Origin of the sequence: Clostridium sp. C2-6-12, from assembly GCF_009928485.1 — a bacterium.
In the GTDB taxonomy this organism is placed as follows: Bacteria; Bacillota; Clostridia; order Clostridiales; family Clostridiaceae; genus Clostridium.
On record NZ_JAABNP010000032.1, the window covers coordinates 48181 to 67664 of the forward strand.

A 19484-nucleotide genomic window follows, 5' to 3' on the forward strand; every position below is an offset into this window, starting at 1 on the left:
TTTTTTACATTGATGGAAAATAAAATCTCTACTATTGGCTAGTCTAATTTTATTTTTCATCAAACTGGTAAACTCTTACATAATCTACTTCCATTGATTGTGGAAAAATATTATCATCAATGCCTTTTTGACCACCCCAGCTGCCACCAACTGCAATATTTAATATTAAATAAAATGGTTTATCATAAGGCCAAGATTTCCACTTTTCTTCTTTATCTTTTTCTGGATCATATTCAGCAGTAAAGTATTTTTTATCATCTACAAAAAAGTCAATCTTATTTGGTCTCCACTCCATTGCATATACATGAAAATCAGTATCTACATTGTCAACTTTAATTTCTGCTGTTTTTTGGGTATTTGCTTTCCAATAATATTTTAGTGAATGTGTTGTAGCATGTATTGTCCCAGGATCAAAGCCTACATGTTCCATTATGTCTAATTCTCCACTTTGTGGCCAATCTCCATAACTGCTTTCCTTAGGCATCATCCATATAGCTGGCCAAGTTCCAACTCCCTTAGGCAATTTCGCTTTTATTTCAAATCGTCCATAAAGCCATGCTTCCTTACTCAATAACCTTGCAGACGTATATTCATTAAAAGCATATTTTTCTTTTTTTGCCGTAATTATTAACTTTCCATCTTTAACCTTTGCATTTGAAAGTTCATCCGTATAGCATTGCTTTTCTTCATTTCCCCAGCCTGATCCTCCAATATCATACTTCCATCTTTCTTTACTTGGAGGACCATCCTCGTTAAATTCCTCACTAAATATCAACTTCATATTTTCTTTTTTATCTAATTCATTTTGCTTCATAATAGTATCTCCACTTTCTTTTCTAATCAATTTACTTCCAAATGCTACTGCTAAAATCATAATTAGCAATGCTCCAACACTTATAAAAATTTTTTTATTCTTCATTGATTAGCCTCCTTACATTAAGAGAAGCTTATCTCTACGTTGTGTCTATTATTGTCTTCAAAATTCTTTATAATATTGCCTTCAATTTTCATCCCATCAACTGTTATTGTGTATAAAGAATCCTTCATTCTATAGAAACCATCTGGTTTTGAGATAATAATATTGTAACTAGCCTTACCAGTGTCAAGAATTAAATTAAGCATTTTTTGTTCTTCCATAAGTATTGGATTTATTTCTATACCTCTTGTTGTATATTCAATACCAAAGGCATCAAATAATGATAATGTAAGCCAAGTAGAAGTACCGCTTAATGTAGGTCCTATATTTTCACCTGTATCACTATTGTTGTATTGTGTGCAGAATCTTGGATTTCCGCATGTTTCATATGGATGTTCCATTGTGTTATATGGTAAAACCAAATTTATCATCCAATATGCTGTACTAGTTAATTTTCCTGCTAAAATCTTATTTTCTACTACCTTAGCAGCTTTTAGCATTGCACTAGTAGCCATCATTGTAGCATGTTTAAATATTCCACCGTTTTCTCTATCTCCAGGAAAATATTCACCTGTAGCTGTACCTGTTGCAACTTTTTCCAAATCAGTTGGGCTAATAAGCTTTATTCCATAAGGTGTCTTTAAATGTGCCTCTATGGAATCAAGCATTATTTCTATTTGTTCTTCTGTTGCACAATTTGACAAAATCGCCCAGCTAAACGAGTTTAAGAAATATGTTCCATCTTTATTAGGATCTGCTGAAAGCTTATCTCCCTTAGCTCCTAGATAAGTAAATTCTCCATCTTTGTATCTATTAAATAAAACCCTTGCAAAGAAATCTTCTTTCCAAGCATGACGATGAAGGTTTTTATTAAGCTCATCAGATGCTTTTTCAAGTTTATTTATATAGAACATATCTTTTTTTTGTCTTCCCATTTCAAGCATCTCATCCATGGCTAACTTTAATAGGAATCCATTCATAACACTCTCTGAATAATCACTTTCAAAAGGTTCTCCATCTCTACCTGTTCTAGCAACCTGCTCCTTATATCTTCTTTCTTTTTCAATACCATTAATAAAATTAGTATCAAGTTTTAGACAATCATTCCAGTCTGCAAAATCTAACAGTGGTATTCCATGTTTTCCTATTGAGATTTCTCCTGAATAATTTAATATGGCTTTCATTGTCTCATATAAACTTCTTTTCTTTATTGGATCACTTCCGCCTATAATACATTGCTCATCTAAGAATCCAATGTCTCCACTAATATTTATATATCTATATACAGCCTGAATTAGCCATAATCCATCATCAGACCATTTTCCTGGTTCTTTTCCAACCCAGAAAAAATTATGGTAAGCATATCCGAATTCAAATACTTTTTCAGCCCATTCTTTTATTAGATTTTTTACTAAATCTTTTTCGCCCATTCCTATAAAGTAGTACATTGATGCATAGATATCTTGAATTTCTCTAAAACCAATTTCTCTATAACCTTTTTGGGTTTGATCAAAAGAACGCGATACGAAGGTTTGATACAACACTTGAAAAGGTAGATTCTTATTTATATAAGAATCAAATTTCTTGTCGCCAGTAGCAACTTGTAAATAACTACTATATGAATTAATAAAACCTTTACTTACTATAAAGGTATTTTCTATTTCCTTATCTCTGCTATACTTAGTAATTAAATTTTTCACTTCTTCCTTAAAGGTATCCTCTTTAAAATTATCATTACTCTTATTTGAAACTAATCCAGTAAAATTATCAATAGAAACCTCACATTCTGGTTGTATTGTAAGTTCACTACTAACAGCAAAGAAACCAGGACCTTTTCTATTTAATTTATTACTAAGCTTATATATTCCTGTTGGTCTTTCTAAGGAACCACTTCCCACAAATTCACTATAGTTTGTACAAAATTCCTTTGGCAGTACAGCTCCTTTTTCATCATGAGCAATCATAGTGTGAAATCTATAATCCCCACTTGTATACATTGGGTAGTAATCTGAAGATATTGCCATTAAGTTACCTTCAGTATCAGTTAATATTTTGGCTTGCATTATTATATTGCTGTATAAAACATCCTCCATTAATGCACCAGGTGCTGCACTTCCAAACATCCCAGTATAAACAATTTTAATGTTTCTCTTTCTATCAGTATTATTTTTTATTTTAATTTGTTGTGACTCTACCGCAATAGGCATGTTATTTTCTTGAGGCAGCAAGAAAATCAATCTTTCAATCTCTAAACCACACTTAGTCTTATAAAAAATCTTAGTATAATTTTGAGAGTGAATACACTTACCACTTTCAATGTTTTCATCTGTAACATTTGCCGAATAAAATATTTGCTTGCCATCTTCCATTAAATAAAACTGGCGGTTGGCAGGAAACCCATTTTCTTCTTGAAGAATATCCCATCTTGTAGCTAATACTTGAGTTGCCGCATGAGATCTAAAACTTCCTCTTCCCAGCCTATCAACTACACTCTTTGGTGTAGTCTGTAAAGGATTAGAAAATTTCATTCTATTCCCTAACAACAAATTTGTATAGAAATGAGGTCCTGGAGCTGGAGCCAATAAGTCTATTTCATGTTCTCCTTCTTCATTTATATGTCCCACACCATATGTTATTTTTTGTATTATTTTATTTATTTCATTGCTGATCTCAATATCTAAAGCTACTTCAGTAATTATTCCTTTTTTACATATTAATATGATTGTATTATCTATATTTTCAGAAAGTTTAATAATTGCAAATTCATTATCTACTAAGATCTTATCCAATAGTATAGCTATTTCTCTATTCTTAAATATTTCTAAAGTAACTGGGATTTTAATAGGCAAATTAGCAACACCAACTACCTTTTTATATGTACTGTCATAGAATATACAATCTATAACAGCCTCTTCTTTAAACCTTCCATGAAATATTTCTTTCACTTTTTCTTCTGGGGACTTATGAATTCTTCTAGCAACAACTTCTCTCATTATTTGCCTCCTACCTTAATAATTTAATATTTTTTAATATTATCTTGTTTTCTTAGAATTTCAAATTTATATCTCGTATACTTTTATTTGACTTATAAAAACCTTATATTTTAAATTTTTGTACTTTTCCTTCTACTTTTATTGCCAATTCTTTAAGGGAACTAGATAATTCAACAAGCTCCTCGTTTAGGTGTATTTTTTCTTCTGCTGATGCTGCTATTTCGTTACTAATTAATAAATTATCATTAGAGCTTATATTTAATATGCCCATTGTTTCATTTATCTTTTCTCTAGTAATATCTATAGCTGCTACCTCATCCTTAACATTTAGAATTTGGCTTACAAGAAACTCCATCTTACTTGCAATCGAGTCAAAACTATTAGTACTATCAATTACTGACTCAATTTGTTCCTTCATATATTCTTCTGATCTGTTTACTTCATTGTTAAGTTCGTTTATTTTATCATTTAAATTATTAATTATTGAATCTATATATTTAGTTGAGCTGCTTGTTGATCCTGATAATTCTTTAACTGACTTTGCAATTACGCTAAAGCCTTTTCCCTGTTCTCCTAAGCGAGCCGCCTCTATTTCAGCATTTAAAGCTAATAAATCAGTTTGTTTTGCTATTGCATTTACTGCATCTGTTATCTTTCTTATTTCCTTGAATTCTTTATTTAACGCTTCAGAAGTAGCTAAAACATTTACAGTAATACTAGCCACTTTATCTGATTTTACTTTTAGCAAATCTAGATTTTTTTTACCATGGTAAGTTAGTTCTTTTGTATCACTTATACTACAATCAATATTTCTAAAATAGCTGATTATAGCTTCTATTTTATTTGATAGCTCCGTTGTCAATTCATTTATGCTGCAAATATCATCATTTTGATTTTTACTTTTGGTATAAATATCTGATATTTTTAGTCTCATACTTTCAAATTCCTCGTAATTTTTCATTGCATTTGAGGAAATTTCATCTGCTGCTTTAGAGGTTATACCTGACATATTTTTTATATCATTTATTGAATCTCTAAAGCTTTCAAGCATTTCAATAAATCTATTTCCCAATAAACCTACTTCATCCTTCCTATTTGGCACTTCTACTCCAATTAGGACTCCATCTTTTACTTTATCCATTCCTTTAATTAATTGGCTTAATCCACTTGTTATATCTCTAGTGATAAAGGTTGAAAAGAAAAAAATTAGTGCTATGCTTACTATTCCAACACCTAAGATCTGCCATCTTATAGTTGAAGCAACCTTTGTCATATTATCAATTGGTGTTAACCCTACTAATATCCAATCTGTGTTAGTAAATTTATAAAAAGTCACAAGATTATTTTCACTATTTATTTCTTTGTTAAACCAGTTATTTTCATTTTCTTCTATGCTCCCAGCTATATCTATAGAATATTTGTTACCATTGTTATTTCTATCTGATGGATCAATGACTAGATTATTATTTTTATCAATAATAATTATTTTGGTATCATAGCCAACCTTCATATCACTAATTAAGCTATAAATATAATCTTCCTTTAAATTAACAGCCAAATTACCAATGCCATTCAAATTGCTTGATACTCTCATCTTATAAAAAGCCGTTATAACTTTAGGTGATATTTGTTTTGTAAAACTATGACCATTTACATAAGGTATAGTTTTACTGGAATTTTTATTGCTGCTAACAAATTCTTCATAATTAGGTTCACTAAATATATCATAGTTTGCATCAAATCCACTTCCGCCATAGTAAAAAATATCTTTATTTTTTGAAACAATAAAAGCATCGGCAACATCCATTCTTGTCTTTAATGCATCTCCTAAGTAACTTCGTATTTCATTTGACACTTGGGTCTTTTTCATAGAATCCATATCCTTATACTTTGATACTTTTTCTCCTAAACTGTCATTATTAGCTATGATTTGAAAATTTTTATCTATATCTTGCAAGGATTTGTCTATATTCTCTCCTTTTTGTTTCATAAGCTCAATCAGACTATTTTTATTTTGATTAATGATCGTATTGGAAAACTGATTGTATGAAATAATTGAAACGATAAAAAGAGATATGGAAATCAATAGCAAAAAGCCAAAATTTAATTTAACTCTTATTCGTAAATTTTTCATTGATACAAAATGAAAATTAGAATTAACTTTTACTAGTAACTTCCTAACTAAATATTTTTTCTTTAGCATTTAATCACATCCTATACTGCAGACTAATTAAATTATTTCCCATTTACAAAAATAGAGATTGTAAAAAAATCTCTATCCTTTGTATTTAAACAATATTTATCCTTTAACAGCTCCTGCAGTCATACCACTAATAAATTTCTTTTGAAGTGCAAAGAACATTATTAATACTGGTATTGTAGTTACAACACTTGCTGCCATCATTAAATCGTACCTGTTTTGGAAATTACCAACATAAAGTCTTATTCCAACTGGAATTGTTTGAGTAGAAATATCAGTAGTTAATACCCAAGCAAAAAGTAATTCATCCCAAGCCATTAGGAATATATAAATTCCAGTAGCTATTATTCCAGTAGTAGAAACAGGTAATATTACTCTTATAAGTGCACCAAGCTTTGTGCACCCATCTATACGAGCTGCTTCTTCCAACTCCTTTGGAATTGTAGCAAAAAAGCCTCTTAATATCCATATACTAAATGGAATAAAAAATGCAGAGTAAGTAATTATCATCCCAGGATATGTATTTACTATTTTTATTCCAAACTTATCTTGAATATTTATAAACATCATATATAATGGCAACAAAAACATCATTCCTGGAATCATTTGAGTAGCTAAAACTGTTCCTCCAAATATACCTGAACCAGGGAACTTATATTTTGCTACTGCATACCCAGCAAAAACAGCTAAACTTAATGTGAGTACTGTTGTAAGCCCACAAATTATTAAACTATTTTTAAGATATGCAAAGAAATTTATATTTTTCCACATTTCAATATAGTTCTGCCAATTAGTTGGCTTCCCTAAAGCACCTGTTGCAAGATCTCCTTGAGTCATTAAAGAACTTAAAAACATCCAAGCTATTGGGAATATACTACATATTATCATTACTGCCAAAATTATATTCGCTGCTATACGTTTTCTTTTCTTTTTTCTTTTAATGCCCTCCATATAACTTTTTGCCATTATTCATCCACCACCAAACTATCTTTAAATACTCTATACCATATTCCAACAAGTATGAGCATGCATATCATTACAACAATTGTTGCAGCTGCGCCTGTACCAAAGTTCCAAGTTTGAAAAGAATTTCTTTGAATATTTGTCATTAATAAATCTCCCCATTTACCTGGATATCCTGATCCGTGTCCAAACATCATTGAAACAATATTATAAGAATATATATAATTAATCATCCCAAAAAGCATTTGAATACCAATTACTGGTTTAAGTAATGGTAATGTTATATTGAAAAACTTTTGAATTCCACTTGCTCCATCTATTTCAGCTGCTTCATAATAATCGTCAGATATATTTTGAAGTCCAGCTAGAAGCATTATCATTACAAGTGGCACATTTCTCCATATAGTAGGTATTATTATGGCTGCAAGTACATTACTTCCTGTAAGCCAAAATGGTTTAGTTGGTAAAATGTGAAACCAATCCACTAAGATTCTATTAATTATCCCTGTATCCTGTTGCAACATAAATCCCCATAGCATTCCAACTACATAAGATGGCACAACCCAAGGTGTTAATAGTAAAGTTCTTGCAATTCCTCTAAACTTAAACTCTCTGTTTACTACCATTGCTGCTGCTAAGCCTATAGCTATAACTAACACGCTACAGATTACTCCATATATACCTGTGTTTCTAAGTGCCTCTAAAAATCCCGAACGCATATTACTTGTTGGATCAAACAAAACTTTATTAAAGTTATCAAATCCTGCAAATGGTGCCCCTAAAAATTCTTTTAATGTAAATTGGTTAAGTTTAAGCACTGAAAAAAATAACCCTTCTGCCATTGGTATAAGTTGAACAATAATCATAGCAATTACAGCTGGAAGTATAAGTGCATATGCAAATTTATTTTTACGAATAGTATCTATAAGGCTATACTTATGCTCTGTTTGTGTTAAAATATTTTTCTCTGTTTCCATATATGCTCCTCCTGTATAGTATCCTATAAGAATTTATACAGGGGATATCCCCTGTATAATCTAATTTTAGTTATATGATTATTGATTTAGAACTGCATTAACATCGTTAACTGCGGCATCTAATTCAGTCTTATTTTTTGCAGGATCATATTTCCCATTAACTCCCATAACATTATCCCATACATTTGATAATCCTTTTTGAAGTAATGATTCTGATGGAGCCCATCCTGGTACTGAAGGATATGATCTACCGTATTGAAGCTGACCTTTGAATACTGATAACATAGGATCATCAGTTACGAACTTATCATCGAATGATTTAGCATTAGCAGGTAAGTTACCATGTTTCTTAGCATATGCAACTTGTGCATCTGCAGATGATAAATAAGCTAATAATTTAACAGCTTCTGGTTTGTTCTTTGATGATTTAAAAATTGCTAAATCACTTCCACCAAAGAATGCATATCTGCCTTTTGGACCTTCTGGAATTATAGCTACTCCAACCTTCTTAGGATCTAAAGCTTTTGAACTATCTTTTTCATACTCATTTTTTAATGTTTTTGCAAAGTATGCACCTGAGAAAATTGTTGCATATTCACCATTATTAAATAAAGCTTCAACTTCAGATGAATTCTTTTCTAAGGCAGCCTTTGGCATTAATCCCTCATCTGCTAAACTAGCATAATAATTAACTCCATTTAATGCTTCAGTAGAATTTATTACAGCTTTACCATCTTTAATATAATCTCCACCGGCTCCCCAAATCCACCATGAGAAGTTATGAACAACATTCCAGTCATTTTTTCCTGGCATTCCAAGTGCTGCAAGCTTCTTGCCTTCAACTTCCACACCATTTAATTTCTTTAGAGCAGCTTTAAAGCTATCCCATGTAGCAAAATCCTTAGCTGGATCTACTCCTGCCTTTTCACAAGCATCTTTTCTATAGAAGAAAGCTCTTGTATCAATAAACCAAGGAACCCCATATCTTTCTTTCTTTCCTTCTATTCCAGTTGTAGTTAAAGTAGCTTTAACGAAAGCTTCATCTCCTCCAAAATCTTTATAATATTGAGAAAGATCCTCTAATGCTCCCATTGCTCCTACAGCTGAAACCCAAGTATTACCTAACTGTGTAATATCAGGTGCTTGTCCACTTGTTCCAGCAGCTGTGATCTTAGTCCAAGCTGATCCCCAGTCAAGTACTGTTGGTGTAACCTTTATATTAGGATTTTGATCTAGGAAAGGTTTGATAACCTCCATAAAATCATCTTCTGGAGTTCCGCTGTTAGGCATTATCCAGACATTTAAATTTACTTCACCTTTTGATGCATTTCCAGAACCTGAAGTTTTAGAAGCATCACTTGAACCAGAACCGCATCCAATTAAACCTAAAGCTAATATACCTGCGATTACTGTTGCTAATATTTTTTTCTTCACTTTTGTTACCCCCTCTGATTTCTTTTGACACCTTTATGATATATTAAAATAACGTTTACCAAAACGGTACAAAATTACGATAACCTATTAAAAAATTACTAACTTTAAACATTTACATAAAAAATAAAAAAAGAAGAGATCCTTATTTTATTAAGAATCTCTCCTTTATATTAGATATTACATTTTTTGTATTCAGCTGGAGTATAACCTGTATACTTTTTAAAAAGTTTACCAAAGTATGCTGTTTCCTTATATCCCAGCATATCACTAACCTCATAAACTTTATAATCGTGTTTTTTTAATAATATTTTGGCTCGTTCCATCTTTGCCTTTGTTGTATATTCTAAGAAATTTTCTCCTGTTTGCTGCTTGAATATTGAACATAAATAGTTCTTACTTATGTTAAAATTATTTGCTATAGCTGTTAATGTAATATCTTCATCTATATGATTAAGCACATATTCACAAGCTCTTTGTACTATATTATCACCTTGATTCAGGTTGTATTCCTTTATAATCTGTATTAGTTTATTTATATTATCAATTAATTGTTTCTCAATATCCTCCAGAGTTTCAACTCCTAAAAAACCAATATTGGTTATTTGACTTAAATCATATACATCTTCTAAAAAACTATATTTCTTAAGTACATTATTGTAAATATTATATATTACTTGAGTAAATGCAATATTAATACTAAAAATATCAAAATTCAACATACTTGCTATTTCACTGACTAATTCTCGAAGCATACTTAAAGAATCATCTTTTCCTACAAGTATTGAATTTATTAATGCCTTTTCCTTTTCAATTGGATAAACAAAATTATTCTTTCTTATTTCTGCCAATTCATTTAGTTGAATTAGCTTATTAGTTCCAAGCACATATTTGTATTTTAATGCTTCTTTGGCATTTAAATAACTTTTGTAAATACTATATAGTTGATTATAAGCATTTCCAACCCCAATATTTAATTTTATTTCATAGTTTTCATTGCTAGTTCTAATAATTTCCTTTAATACTTCAACAAAACTTTGATTAAAATCCAATACTTCAATATCCTTGTTAGTTTGTACAAGAATAATTTTTTTCCCAAAATCTCCATCTAATACAGAAAAATGTTCTATATCACTCTTTTTTAATTCCTCTTCTATTAAAGCATTAACCGCACTATTCAAATAGCTCCATTCGTCATTTTCAGTCAAATCTTCACTGCTTATAATAATTTCATTAATCTCGACAATTGCAACTTGAACTTTACCTTTAATAAGAGGAAGATTATACTGTGAAATATATTCATCCATGAGCATTAAATTTTTTCCTCTTAATAAATCATATAAAATCTTTTCTCCTGAAATAATTTTATTTACATTATATTCATTATCCTTTTTTTCTTTTTGGGTTAATTTATCATAGGCATTAATTAATATGTTTTTTAGTTTTTGAGCATCTAATGGTTTCAATATATAATCGAAGGCCCCAAGTCTTATACCCTCTTGGGCATATGTAAATTCATCATATCCACTTAATAATAGTACTAGGGTATCTAATCCACTTTCTCTAATTTTTCTTAATAGCTCAATTCCAGTTATTTTATGCATCTTAATATCTGAAATAATGAAATCTATGTTATACTCCTTAAGTAAATCAAGTGCTTCTTCTCCATCTCGTGCTTCACAAACTATATTAAAACCATATTCTTCCCAGTTGATTATTTTTTTTAATCCCTTTCTAATAATCGGTTCATCATCTACAATCATTACTGAATACAAATTTTTCACCCCTTGAAAATTATTATTTGCTTAATTCTTCTAATTGATTATCTAAAACATTTGGCAGTTTAAGTGTTATCTGTGTATAACACCCTTCTTTCGCTTCAATAATAATACCATATTGTTTGCCGTAAAAAAGCTTTATTCTATCACTAACATTTTTAAGTCCAAGACCATATTTTTTATTTATATTTCCATTTATATGATTTTGTAGTTCCTGAACTTTGTTTATATCCATTCCTTTTCCATCATCTTTTACATTTAAATATAAATATTCTTCATCAATATGAACAGATATAGAAACACTACCATTTTCACTCATTAATTTTTCTGAAATACCATGCTTCACTGCATTTTCTACTAAAGGTTGAATAGTTAATTTTAATATTTCTCTACTTATAAATTCCGAATCAATATTAATATTTAAAATTATTTCAAAGTCATATCTAAGCGTCATTAATGCTATATAATTTTTAATATGGCTTATTTCTTCACTTAGTGGAACAAACTCACTGTTCCATTTCATGTTATATCTCATCATATCACCTAAGGCTGCAAGACAATCAGATACCATATAATTTTCTTCAACCAGTGCCGTCATCCTAATATTCTCAAGAGTATTATATAAAAAATGTGAATCTATCTGAGTTTTTAATGCTTTTAACTCTGCTTCTTTGGTTATTATTTCTTTATTCACGCTATCTTTAATTAATATATCTATAGTTTTCATCATTTGCCTAAAATTATGAGCAAGTACTCCTACTTCATCATTACCGTACACTTCTATACTTGGCATTAAATCTCCAGTTCTCACCTGTTTAACTGCTGAAATTATTTTGTATAATCTTTTTAGAATTGCTTTAGTTGCATAAAATACTACTACTGATAGAAATATGAGTAAAAAAAGAGAACTCCAAATAACAAGAAATTTAGAATTTTTAATTTCTTGTGAAATGTTATTTAATGGTATAACATTTACCAAGTAATTGTTTGGAATTGGTGATTCTTTGTATAGTATAATGTAAGCTTCGCTACCTTGATTATAATTAACTTCTCCTTTTTCATGTTCTAATTTATCTTTAATAAATTCCTGAAACTTCTTTTTATCGAAATTAAAACTTTTAAGCAATGTGCTATTTTCGTCAGTTTTTATGTCCATATTTTCTTTATTTACTAATAATATTTGTCCACTTTTTAGTTCATCCTTTTCATACATTTTTTGAAAAAAATCCTTAGAATTCATTGTTACTCTGCAAATACCAAAATACTTATCACTTAGATAAGTAATCCTTTTATTTAGAGAAACTACAACATCTTTTGATTCATTATTTAAAGTTGACTTGACCACAATATCATTATCATAATGGTTAACATTCCAGTATTCAGAACCATTTTTTTTAATAACTTTTTTGTACCAGTCATTATCCATAATTCTATCAATTTTATAAAAGGTAGGCCAAATTTCGCTTATATTTGAATTACTAGTAAATATATTTATTTGTTTAATTGTTGGATTACTATTTTGCAGATTAATTAATTGTTTATAGGTTGTTTCTCTAAAATCAATTAGTTCTTTTGCTTCTTGATTACTATCTCCTTGTAAATATCCTATTACTTGATTATCAGATTCTATAGTTTTAATTATATTTCGCATTATATATACATTTTTTTCAACACTATCATATTCAGTGCTAAGATCATAGTTGGCTCTATTTACTGCGTCATGTTTGGAATTCTCTGAAAGTGAACTAAATATATATAAAGAAAATATTACTATTGGAATACCAATAATAAATATATACATGGTAATTAATTTTTTTATTAAACTTTGATCAATTAATATTTGCTTAACTTTTCTCCACAAAATAACGACTTTATTCTTCATTTAAGCTACTCCTATTTCAATTCATCTAACTACATTTAGCTTCTTCTTATTTTCCTCGTATTTTTGTTGAGAATATTTTTGTATACTATCCCAACCTTGCTCTTTTCTATATGCTATAAATTCATTTAATATCTTATCAAACTCACTCTCATTCTTGGCTATAATTAGATTCTTTAATGTATTTCCCCATTTTTTGTTTATTCTCGCAAATGCTACTCCTTCCTCATTATCTCCATAAGGATAAATATTGTCAAATAAGGAGTAATTATATGTCTTTCCCTTTGTCCAATCACTTATTATACTCAATGGTTTCTCTTTTTCTGGCATCCACTTCTGTATTAAATCACCATCTGCCAACATCCAATATGTATTTGCTGCACCATATTTATTGTCAAAAGCTATTCTATCCTTGTTTAACAAATCTGCCACTTCTGGTTTAAATTGCTCCTTTCCATTAATTTCATCCCAAGTTAATCCTTTTATTCCTAAATACAAGTCTTTATTTCCCTCTTCGCTAATTAAATAACTCAAAAAATTTATAGCTCTCTTAGGATCCTTGCAAGATTTTGAAATCAAGGTAACCGTCCATCCGGAAATGCTGTCTCCTGCAAGTTTAGGCTGATCCAGATTAGAATTTGAAGGTCCATCAATAGCCATGTATACTTTATTCTTATCTCTAGCGTACAATTCAAGTTGCTGAGCAGACATGTCGGAGCTTTGATAGAGCATTGCAAAATATCTTCCCTCTGTTATCTTTTCTTCTATTTGAGCTCTTTTATCAACAAAAATCTCTTTCGATAACAATCCTCTTTCATTTGCTGCTCTTAGTGTTTTTAACCATCCTATATATTCTTTATCTATATTTTTATCATAGATTCTTCCATTTTCTTCTCTAGGAACATCTAAAAAATTAGGCAATATACTGTCTAAAGAAAGATTTCCATAATCATTGAACTCATGAAAACCTATAGGTATCAATTCATGTCCATCAACTGAAGAGAATTCTTTTTTTGCCCTTTCAAGAGCACTTAAAAACCCTTGCGGTGTTCTCATATCAGGTTTTCCTAAAGCTTCATAAATATCTTTTCTAACTAAAAATGTTTGATTTGATGGCTTTTCTTCTTTATAATTATCAAAATCAGTCACTGGACTCGAAAAATTTGGATAGCAATATACATTTCCATCATTTTGTCTATACCACTCCAATTTTTGTTTATCTGAAACTTTCATGAAATATGCATCATATTGTTCTGATAGCTTATCAAGCGGTAATGCCAAGCCACTTTGAATTATTCTTTTATATCCATAGTCTTGTGAACTTAAGGTAATAAAATCTGGTAATTTACCTGTTTCAATCATAGAATTTAATTTTTCTGTCTCATCACCGTTTGGAGTTATTAAGTTTAAACTAACACCAGTCTTCTCAGTAACATATTTTGAAACAGGGTTTGTCCCCCATTTAGTTTGAAACCAAGAAAAGTCAATATACCAATCAAAAGTTATAGGTGTTATATCTGCATTTTGCCCTTCTTCACTGTGGTTATTATTATCTGTACTCTCTATTTTTTTATCAAGTAAACCACATGCTGTAAAAAACATAGACATTGTAGTTAAAGCTATAATACCTTTACAAACCTTTACAATTTGTTTTCTCATACGTAATTCCCCCTTTTCTATAATATGAAAATATTAATAAACGTTGTATCTCCTAGTTCCTATTTACTATTTATTCAAATTAACTTTAAATTTCTCAACAGCAAAATGTTAATTCTTTTGTATAAAAGATCATATTGTAAACGATAATATAAAACTTCATTTTAAAATTATACTTTTTAAAAAAATATAAGTCAATTGATTAATATTCCACCAAAGTTTGCAAAGTATGATGAATCGGCAGATGTCAAACTTTGTTTTTTCATATTCCTTAATTAAAAAATATTTTTTTATTATTCTTTACCTTATAACAAAAAAGGTCTGTAACAAATCCACTTCAGTAGTTTTGCAACAGACCAATTATAAAAATATTAATCTTTTCACATCTTATAGTTCTTATAAACTTAATATAATTCACTTTATTGTACTAAAATTAATGTTCTATTATGTGGCGCACTGCTAAGAAGCGTGTCAATAGATGGTGGAAAGTATGAAGAGCTATATTGATAAGTTAATTCAATATCATGAGCTCCTGCCTTTAATCCACCTTCTTTTTTAACAGTAAGAGTTGCTGGTTCTAAAAGCCCCCAGTGAACATCACCTAATTTAGCCATCTCCTCTTGCTCATAAGTTATACCACTTATAGTCCATGTAATTTGGTCTCCTGAAAAAGTTTCTCCATCTACTATAATTGTAGCTGGGCGTAATTGTGAAAGCCAAAGTCCTCTATAATATAGTGATCTAATATTAAACTGAAAACCCGTAATTTTTTCTTCATTCTCAACATTTCTAAAACCTCTTGATTGTATACATTCTCTATCTAGCATGCTTTTTCTCCTTTCCTATTCTCCTAGTAATTTCTTCATCATTATATGTTGTCTTCTTACTTGTATAGAAGGATATCCAGCAGTCTTTGCATATGGTCCTTCATATTCGCTTAACATATATCCATCCCATTTTTCTTCTATTAAAGTATTTATGATTTTTTCATAAGGTATTACAACTTCTTCACAATCTTCTGACATCTTTACAAATTTAGCATGACAACAATATACATATGGAAGTAATGGAATGATCTCTTCTACTTCACTATGATCTCCCGGTGGTTGTACCCAATCCCCTGGTCCATATTCACTTGCATCTAAATACTTAGTTTGGAATACACCAAAATCAATGTTCAAACCAAAATAATTAGTACCTGTTTCCTCAATAAATTCTACAAATTCTTTAACCATTTTAGAATTTAAAAGAGTAGGCGCATGAATTTCAGGACACATACGCACATTATATTTTTCAGCTAAAGGCAATGCCATTTTTATAAACTCTCTCCAATTTGTTACTGGAGTTAAATCATCATCAATAACCCCGAGCTTAGTACGAAGAACAGTAAATCCTAATCTATTTGCAATTTTAAAATCACGTTCAAGCATAGCAAAAGATTCTTCTGATGTAAGTTCTCTACCTTTATATAAACGTGAATCTACCCAATGTCCATATTCAACTGGTATAATATCATATTCTTTAATGAGTCTATCCCATTTTTGAAGCCACTCTGCACTAGGATTTGGATAACCTTCTATATGAGAGTTTGCTAAAATTTCTAACCCTCTTGCCCCCATATCCTTCATTTCAGCAAACATATCTTCTAAGTCCATAGAAACACCATAATCTCCATTATAGCTATACAATGATACGCCTCTTTTGGGCCTTCCTTGTTTTCCACGTTTATTATCCATATTATAAAATTCCTCCTTTTATTAATCTTTTATTTTAAACTTTTACTAATCAATTATTAAGATTCAGCATAATTAATTTTGTTGTAATTTATAACTTTTAGTCTATCCTTATTCTACTCTTTTCAGTATTGCAAACGCATTCTATTATTTATTCAGTTCTATTAGTAAACCTAATTAATTTGTATGGTTTCATATTAAAAAGAAAAAAATATTAGTATTTTAATGTGAAATACTAATTATTTTTAATTACTAATTAGAAATACAGTTTTCAAACCAACTTGCAAATCCAACTATTATCTATGCTGGAAAATCAAAAAAACTGTAGCACTAGTTACTTTAGTGTTACAGTTTTTCTAATAAAAAATATTGTTTTCTTATTTTTAAAATTATTTACTTTTAAGAATTAGATAGATCTTCACCATTTGTAGCGATAACTTTTTTGTACCAATAAAAACTCTTCTTTTTAAATCTTTCTAATGTACCATTACCTTCATTATCTTTATCCACATAAATGAATCCATAACGCTTCTTCATTTCACCTGTGCCTGCACTAATTAAATCAATGCATCCCCATGGAGTATATCCAATAAGGTCTACACCATCTATGATAACAGCTTTTTTCATCTCTTCAATATGCTGCTTTAAATATTCAATTCTATAATTATCATTAATAGAACCATCTTCTTCAATCGTATCAACAGCTCCAAGTCCGTTTTCAACTATAAATAAAGGAATTTGATATCTATTATATAAATTATTTAATGATAATCTAAGCCCAACTGGATCTATCTGCCATCCCCATTCTGATGCTTTTAAATATGGGTTTTTAAGTCCAGAATGCATATTCCCAGAAGCTTTATCAACTTTCTCCTTATCAGAAGACTTAACAAAAGACATATAATAGCTAAAACCAATATAATCAACTTTTCCTTGTCTTAATATTTCTTTATCATCTTCCTCCATTTGTATATTAATATTATTTCTTTCAAAGTATTTATCCATACAACTTGGATAATATCCTCTCACATGAACATCTGTAAAGAAATAAATCTTCTTCATATCTTCGCATACTGCTAAAGCATCCTCTGGATTGCAAGTATCAGCATAAACTAACGGATATAAAATCATACACCCTATTTTAAAATCAGGATTTATTTCATGACCTAATTTTACTGCTTTTGCACTTGCAACCAGTTGATGATGAGCAGCTTGATAAACAACTTGTTCTCTATTTTCATCTTCCTTAGTCTTAATTCCTGCTGTAATAAACGGATTAAATTCAAGTGCATTTATTTCATTAAAAGTCATCCAATATTTCACTTTGTCTTTATATCTATTAAATATTGAACTGCAATAATTCACATAAAAGTCTACAAGTCTTCTGTCTCTCCACGCTCCATACTTTTTAACTAAATTATATGGCATTTCATAGTGGGAAATTGTTACAATTGGTTCAATTCCATATTTTAAACATTCATCAAATACATCATCATAAAATTTTAATCCTTCTTCGTTTGGATTAACTTCATCTCCATTTGGAAAAATTCTTGTCCACGCTATTGATAATCTAAAACATTTAAATCCCATTTCTGCAAGTAATGCAATATACTCTTTATATCTATTATAAAAATCGATTGCTTCATGAGAAGGATAATATATTCCATCTATTACTCCATCTGTATATTCGCGCACTTTATTTACAGACCCAGCTTGTAGATTGTCAAGTACTTTTGACCCACTTTTGCAAATAAAATTGACCCACTAATAGTTCAATTTATCATGCTAACATCATAGCCGCTTTCGCGTAAGCGGATTATATTAATTTCTATAGTTTTAGCACTTGGCGCAATTTTAATATATTTTGATAATTCCATTAGTCTATCTTGAAGTAAATCAATATTTAATGCATCTATTGGATCTTTACAATATAACTTTTCAGTAATTGATGCTACGATTGGTGTAGCATCATTTTTTCCTTTGCTTAATAAATCATCCATACTTATGAAAGCATTAGACTCATCTGATAGTGGCTCATATATTTTCAGCTGTCTATTATACACATATCCTGTATATTTCTTTAATAATTTTACATAATAATCGTAATTAAAAGATGTTGTACTCAAAACAAATTCTTTTGCTGCTTTTTTACCTTCAGTATTGAATATATGTATAAATTTTTTATAATCTAAATCTTTATGTGAATGCTTCAAAACAAATCCTCCTATTTATTGCCCTTTACTCTATAGCTATCACCTGTTATACTAATAAGGTGACAGTGATGCATTAGTCTATCTAATATTGCTGTTGCAGCAAGTTTGCTAGTAAATATTTTATCCCAATTACCTAATGGGATATTAGTAGTTATTATTAGAGAGCCTTTTTCATATCGTTGGCGGATGATTTGAAAAAATAAGCTCTCTTTTTCTTTATCCATTTGAAAATGACCTAGCTCGTCTATAATAAGCAAATCTACTTTTCTTATCGCTTTAAACTTATTTTCTAAAGTTCCATCAAGATAGCTTTTATATAACTTATCCATAAGTTCCTGAGCGGGAGTAAACAATACTTTGAGACTAGTACTACAAGCTAGTACACCTAATGCAGTACCAATATGGCTTTTACCTACACCTGGCGGGCCGATTAGAATTACATTTTCTTTATTTTTAATAAATGAAAGTGTCTGCAAATCTCGTATCTTAGCTTCATTTATATTATCAGGGAATGAAAAATCAAATCCATCTAATGTTTTAATACCTTCAAACTTGGCTGCCTTAATATTTCTCATTGCGTTTCTTTCTCTTTTACCATTAGCTTCAGTTTCGAGTAATCTTACTAAAAATTCTCGATGTCCAATATTATTTTCGATAGCGTATGCTATCTCTGATTCGAAATTCAATTGCATATCTAAGAGTTTAAACTGTTTTAAAAGAGATATAATATGGTCTGGTGATGTAT

Annotated in this window: 14 protein-coding genes; all 14 read right to left on the reverse strand. The window is 29.8% G+C overall.

What is annotated here, in order from left to right; all coding sequences use genetic code 11:
- Positions 1–49: 49 nt before the first annotated feature.
- Entirely contained in the window at positions 50–919 is an 870-nt protein-coding gene (locus tag GXK56_RS21425) for a glycoside hydrolase family 16 protein (RefSeq protein WP_243156212.1), read from the reverse strand.
- A 17-nt stretch (positions 920–936) separates the two neighbouring features.
- Positions 937–3909, reverse strand: coding sequence for an amylo-alpha-1,6-glucosidase (locus GXK56_RS21430; RefSeq protein WP_160691248.1), 2973 nt, complete (start codon positions 3907–3909; stop codon positions 937–939).
- A 103-nt stretch (positions 3910–4012) separates the two neighbouring features.
- Complete coding sequence (locus tag GXK56_RS21435; RefSeq protein WP_160691250.1) at positions 4013–6112, reverse strand: methyl-accepting chemotaxis protein; 2100 nt, start codon at positions 6110–6112, stop codon at positions 4013–4015.
- A 96-nt stretch (positions 6113–6208) separates the two neighbouring features.
- Positions 6209–7075 carry a carbohydrate ABC transporter permease gene (locus GXK56_RS21440; protein WP_160691252.1) on the reverse strand — a complete coding sequence of 289 codons (867 nt, stop codon included), beginning with the start codon at positions 7073–7075 and terminating at the stop codon, positions 6209–6211.
- The gene (locus tag GXK56_RS21445) at positions 7075–8049 is read right to left on the reverse strand and encodes a sugar ABC transporter permease (RefSeq protein ID WP_160691254.1); all 975 of its coding nucleotides are present in this window, start codon (positions 8047–8049) and stop codon (positions 7075–7077) included. Before GXK56_RS21445 ends, GXK56_RS21440 begins: the two co-directional genes overlap by 1 nt.
- A 78-nt stretch (positions 8050–8127) precedes the next feature.
- Positions 8128–9483 (reverse strand): sugar ABC transporter substrate-binding protein, encoded by a 1356-nt coding sequence (locus tag GXK56_RS21450; protein WP_160691256.1) that lies wholly within the window; start codon positions 9481–9483, stop codon positions 8128–8130.
- A gap of 170 nt (positions 9484–9653) precedes the next feature.
- On the reverse strand, positions 9654–11264 hold the full coding sequence (locus tag GXK56_RS21455; RefSeq protein WP_243156214.1) for a response regulator: 1611 nt from the start codon (positions 11262–11264) through the stop codon (positions 9654–9656).
- A 13-nt stretch (positions 11265–11277) separates the two neighbouring features.
- Positions 11278–13140: a sensor histidine kinase gene (locus GXK56_RS21460; protein ID WP_160691260.1), complete on the reverse strand. Its 1863-nt coding sequence runs from the start codon at positions 13138–13140 to the stop codon at positions 11278–11280.
- Positions 13141–13161: 21 nt separating this feature from the next.
- Positions 13162–14796, reverse strand: coding sequence for an extracellular solute-binding protein (locus tag GXK56_RS21465; RefSeq protein WP_160691262.1), 1635 nt, complete (start codon positions 14794–14796; stop codon positions 13162–13164).
- 416 nt (positions 14797–15212) lie between these two features.
- On the reverse strand, positions 15213–15620 hold the full coding sequence (locus GXK56_RS21470) for a DUF6379 domain-containing protein (RefSeq protein ID WP_160691264.1): 408 nt from the start codon (positions 15618–15620) through the stop codon (positions 15213–15215).
- A gap of 15 nt (positions 15621–15635) precedes the next feature.
- Positions 15636–16529: a TIM barrel protein gene (locus tag GXK56_RS21475; protein ID WP_160691266.1), complete on the reverse strand. Its 894-nt coding sequence runs from the start codon at positions 16527–16529 to the stop codon at positions 15636–15638.
- Between the two features lie 396 nt (positions 16530–16925).
- Positions 16926–18278, reverse strand: a complete 1353-nt coding sequence (locus GXK56_RS21480; protein WP_160691277.1) for a 6-phospho-beta-glucosidase — start codon at positions 18276–18278, stop codon at positions 16926–16928.
- Between the two features lie 20 nt (positions 18279–18298).
- Complete coding sequence (locus GXK56_RS21485; protein WP_160691268.1) at positions 18299–18739, reverse strand: hypothetical protein; 441 nt, start codon at positions 18737–18739, stop codon at positions 18299–18301.
- 11 nt (positions 18740–18750) lie between these two features.
- Positions 18751–19484: IS21-like element helper ATPase IstB (istB, locus tag GXK56_RS21490; protein WP_160691271.1), on the reverse strand; the 734-nt coding region annotated here is incomplete at its 5' end.

Excerpts from the sequence above, each read along its gene's own strand:
- GXK56_RS21430 (WP_160691248.1), bottom strand. The coding sequence starts at position 3,909 with ATGAGAGAAGTTGTTGCTAGAAGAATTCATAAGTCCCCAGAAGAAAAA.
- GXK56_RS21425 (WP_243156212.1), bottom strand. The coding sequence starts at position 919 with ATGAAGAATAAAAAAATTTTTATAAGTGTTGGAGCATTGCTAATTATG.
- GXK56_RS21470 (WP_160691264.1), bottom strand. The coding sequence starts at position 15,620 with ATGCTAGATAGAGAATGTATACAATCAAGAGGTTTTAGAAATGTTGAG.
- GXK56_RS21460 (WP_160691260.1), bottom strand. The coding sequence starts at position 13,140 with ATGAAGAATAAAGTCGTTATTTTGTGGAGAAAAGTTAAGCAAATATTA.
- GXK56_RS21465 (WP_160691262.1), bottom strand. The coding sequence starts at position 14,796 with ATGAGAAAACAAATTGTAAAGGTTTGTAAAGGTATTATAGCTTTAACT.
- GXK56_RS21445 (WP_160691254.1), bottom strand. The coding sequence starts at position 8,049 with ATGGAAACAGAGAAAAATATTTTAACACAAACAGAGCATAAGTATAGC.
- GXK56_RS21475 (WP_160691266.1), bottom strand. The coding sequence starts at position 16,529 with ATGGATAATAAACGTGGAAAACAAGGAAGGCCCAAAAGAGGCGTATCA.
- GXK56_RS21435 (WP_160691250.1), bottom strand. The coding sequence starts at position 6,112 with ATGCTAAAGAAAAAATATTTAGTTAGGAAGTTACTAGTAAAAGTTAAT.
- GXK56_RS21440 (WP_160691252.1), bottom strand. The coding sequence starts at position 7,075 with ATGGCAAAAAGTTATATGGAGGGCATTAAAAGAAAAAAGAAAAGAAAA.